This is a genomic window from Mycobacterium sp. (assembly GCF_032162105.1).
Classification (GTDB): domain Bacteria; phylum Actinomycetota; class Actinomycetes; order Mycobacteriales; family Mycobacteriaceae; genus Mycobacterium.
The window spans coordinates 1-3,971 of sequence record NZ_JAVRPS010000689.1 but is presented as its reverse complement, the minus strand read 5'-3'; the positions used below and the strand labels follow the sequence as shown (position 1 = coordinate 3,971).

General features: G+C 63.7%; 4 protein-coding genes. All 4 read left to right on the top strand.

Annotated features, from left to right (window positions below; all coding sequences use genetic code 11):
- On the top strand, window positions 1-649 hold a 649-nt coding region (locus tag QOC69_RS34795), incomplete at its 5' end, for an alpha/beta fold hydrolase (RefSeq protein ID WP_526447182.1).
- A 150-nt stretch (window positions 650-799) separates the two neighbouring features.
- Window positions 800-2,761, top strand: a complete 1,962-nt coding sequence (locus tag QOC69_RS34790; protein WP_526447180.1) for a flavin-containing monooxygenase — start codon at window positions 800-802, stop codon at window positions 2,759-2,761.
- Entirely contained in the window at window positions 2,761-3,510 is a 750-nt protein-coding gene (locus QOC69_RS34785) for a hypothetical protein (protein WP_526447178.1), read from the top strand. The genes QOC69_RS34790 and QOC69_RS34785 overlap by 1 nt, the downstream gene beginning before the upstream one ends.
- On the top strand, window positions 3,507-3,971 hold a 465-nt coding region (locus QOC69_RS34780), incomplete at its 3' end, for an acyl-CoA dehydrogenase family protein (RefSeq protein WP_526447176.1). The genes QOC69_RS34785 and QOC69_RS34780, both read left to right, overlap by 4 nt.

Sequence of the window (3,971 nt, the reverse complement as noted above, 5' to 3'; positions counted from 1 at the left end):
GTCGGTGCTCGATGCCCTCGAGGTGACAACCTGCACGCTGGTGGGCTGGTCGTTCGGCGGACAGGTCGCGTTCAAGGCCGCCGCCCTAAGCGGTGAGGACCGGGTCGAACGGCTGGTGCTGGTGGGATCCAACGGAGTCCGCGCTACTCGCAGCGGTCGCTTTCCCTTTGGTCGCGCAGCCGAAGACCTCGAAGCACCGCTCATCGAGGCGGAAATCACCGATCGCATTGCCGCGCGGCGTGCGGCGCTGGGCTCGGCGGCCCACCGGCCCCTCAGTGACGATGCGCTCGACTGGTTGCTGAGGTGCTCGTTGCAGATGCCCTCGTGGTCGGCGGTGGCGTGCTACCGCTCGATGCTCAACACCGACCTCATCGACGACATCGGGTCCGTCACCATGCCGGTATTGCAGATCATCGGGAACGCTGACCCGGTTCACTCCGCCAAGGGTGCCCGCTGGCTTCAGCAACAACTACCCCACGCCCGTCTGGAAGTCCTCGACGACTGCGGGCACTACCCAATGCTCGAAGCCGGGGACCGCTTCGACGATCTGCTCGCGAACTTCGTCGGCGCGGAGGCCGCGCGAAACGACGTTAACGTACGTTACACATCGCGAATTCCGAGCATTCTTCTCAACGTTGTGATCAGTTAATCGCACACGTAAACTGGGTTTGCGTGACGAGTTGCTGGCCTTTGCCTTCTCTCGAGCGGATTGATAACGTAAGTTAACATCCTAGAGGATTCGGTCGGAATCCGCGGCACCCGTCAGGGGCGGCCACAGGCGCAATCAGGAGGACGCAACATGGATCCCGACGGCACACCGATCGATCCGGCCGTGCTGGCCGACGCGCTGTGTGAGGCCAATATCCCGACCCTTCTCATGGTGCTGGTTCAGCTCACCGGCGATCAACGGTGGCTACAACCGCCGTTCACGCCGCGACGTGCCATCGGCCTGGACGACAACGACAGCGGGGGACTCGACGACGACCTGCAGAGCCAGGTCCGCGCCGCCGCACTCGATGCGGTCGTGCTCTACGACGCAGGAGAACTCACGCCGCATCACCTGGCACCCGAACAGGTCGCACGGATGCTCGGTGTCGCGCTGGCCGAGGAGGTGCCGCCCACATATGGCGAGCTCCTGTCGGAGGAGCTCGGATTGGCGACTCGCGACGTGGACTTCTCCGAGGTCGAGGATCCCGGACGCCTGTCGGCCATCGTGATCGGCAGCGGGCTGTCGGGACTGTGTGCGGCGATCAAACTGAAATCCGCCGGTGTCGACTTCACCGTCGTGGAGAAGAACAGCGACATCGGCGGGACGTGGTTCGAGAACACCTATCCCGGCGTAGGCGTGGACACACCCAGCCACCTGTACAGCTTCACCTTTGCCATGAATAGTCGGTGGTCGAAGTACTTCGCCAAAGGCGGTGAAGTCTTTGACTACCTCAACCAGCTGGCCACCACCCAGGACCTGCGCCGTCGTATCAGGTTCGACACCGAGGTCGAGTGCGCTGAGTGGGACGACGTCACGCGCCGCTGGATCGTCCACGTCCGCCACACCAGCGGCAGCACCGAAACGCTGACTGCACACGTCCTCATCTCGGCCGTCGGCATGGTCAACCGCCCTTCGCTGCCGCCGATCGACGGGCTGGACAACTTTGCTGGGCCGATTCTGCACACCGCGCAGTGGCGCAGCGACGTCGCGTTGGACGGTCAGCGCGTCGGGGTCGTGGGAACCGGCGCCAGCGCCATGCAACTGGTGCCCACCATCGCCGACCGAGCCGGGCACACCATCGTGTTCCAGCGGTCCAAACAATGGGCACTCCCCCACCCGAACTATCACCGCGCAGTCTCAGAGCGAGTGCACATCCTGTTCGACCACATCCCGTTCTATCTGGCGTGGTACCGGCTGCGCAGCTTCTGGAACTTCAGCGACCGGCTGCACGCCGGACTGCAGATCGACCCCGAGTGGCCCCACCAGGACCGCTCGATCAACGCCACCAACGACCGGCATCGGGTGTTCTTGACCAAGTACATCACCGAGCAGCTTGGCGACCGTACCGATCTCGTCGACGCCTGTGTCCCGGACTACCCCCCGTATGGCAAGCGGCCGCTGATCGACAACGGCTGGTACAACATGTTGCGGCGCAACGACGTCGAGCTGGTCACCGAGCCGGTGAGCGCCACCACCAACACCAGCATCATCACCGCCGCCGGCGACGAGTACCCGGTCGACGTCATCGTCATGGCCACCGGCTTCAAAGTCCTGCAGATGCTCTACCCGATGGACATCCGTGGACGGTCGGGGAGAACGCTGCGCGGCCAGACCTGGGGCACCGACGATGCGCGCGCTTTCCTGGGCATCACGGTTCCCGACTACCCGAACTTCTTCATCATCAACGGCCCGAACACCAATGCCGGACATGGTGGTAGCGCGATCCACGGCACCGAGTTCCAGGTTCGCTACGTCATGCAAGCACTCGAATACCTTCTGCTGCACGATCTTAGCGACGTCGAGGCGAAACAGGAACGTTACGCCGACTACAACGAAGCGCTCGACGAGGCACTGTCACACACCGTGTGGTCCCACCCGGGCATGACCACCTATTACCGCAACGACGCAGGCCGTATCGTCATTACCAACCCGTGGCCCTACCTCGAGTACTGGAACAAGACGCTGGCGTTCGATCCGGCCGATTTTGAGATCCGGGGCGACAGCGACGGTCTGGTCGCGGCGTCGGAGGCGCATCGAAGAGGTGCGTTCTGATGTACGACGTCGGCGATGTTCTCACCCGGATCGACACCCACCTTCCATGGGTGATGACGTTGACCGCATTTGCCTGGGCGACCGGATTCGTGCAGATCGTCGAGGCCGTGCGGCTCGGTCGCCGTGACCGCATCCCAGCGGTGCCCGCGGTGACGACAGCGTTCCTCTTCGCCCATGACTTCACGTTCGCGTTGCGTTACTCCACATGGTTCGACGTGGTGGATCACTGGTACTTCAAGGTCTTCTGGGTGGGCATGCTCGGCGCAGTGTGTGTCGAGGTCGTACTGATCGTGCAGTTCATCCGCTACGGGCACCGGCAGATCGCTCCCGGGCTGACCCGAACGACATTCGTCTCGGCCTACCTTCTGATGCAAGTGGCCACATTCGTGATTCTGTGGTGGGTTCAATCCGTCCTGGATGATCCGTTGACTCTGGTGACCTTGACCGCCACCTCAATCGTCACGGTGGTGCCGTTGGTGCCGTGGATCATCAGTCGTGGCAACGCATCGGGTCAATCCATGGTCTTCGCCGTGGCCGGGTTGATCGGTCCTGGTTCACTCGGGATGCTGCTGCTGCCGGCGCTGCACCCGGGCTTCGGTACCGCGGTCTACTACGCCGTCATCGCGGTGCAGGTTGTGGTCTCGCTGGCCTACATCGCCTTTTTGACGCGATACCGCCGTGCGCAGGTTCGGTCCGACCGGCACGATCCGCACGCCAGCCGCGGCCCCCGAGAAGAGGTTCATCCATGAGCGCCCCGATGAGGTTGGCGGTCGACGCCACCGACGAGGAACAGATGCTACGCGCGGCGGTGTTCGACATCGCCGCGTCCTTCGGCCCGAGCTACTACCGCAAGGTGTGCGCCAACGGCGAGCCGGCGACCGAGCTGTGGCATGCACTGGGGGAGCGCGGCTTTCTGAGTGTGCATCTGCCCGAGGAGTACGGCGGGGGCGGACTGGGACTGCAGGAACTCACCGCGGTGTTCGAAGAGACCGGTGCTGCGGGCTGCCCACTGCTGCTGATGCTGTTGTCACCGGGCATCACCGGCACGATTCTGACCCGGCACGGCAGTGAGGAGCAGAAGAATCGTTGGCTGCCCGGATGTGCCAGCGGCAAGCTGACTTTCGCCTTTGCGCTGACCGAGCCGGACGCCGGATCCAACTCCCACCGCATCACCACCACCGCCGACGAATCCGGCGGTCACTACGTCGTC

Excerpts from the sequence above, each read along its gene's own strand:
- QOC69_RS34790 (WP_526447180.1), top strand. The coding sequence starts at position 800 with ATGGATCCCGACGGCACACCGATCGATCCGGCCGTGCTGGCCGACGCG.
- QOC69_RS34785 (WP_526447178.1), top strand. The coding sequence starts at position 2,761 with ATGTACGACGTCGGCGATGTTCTCACCCGGATCGACACCCACCTTCCA.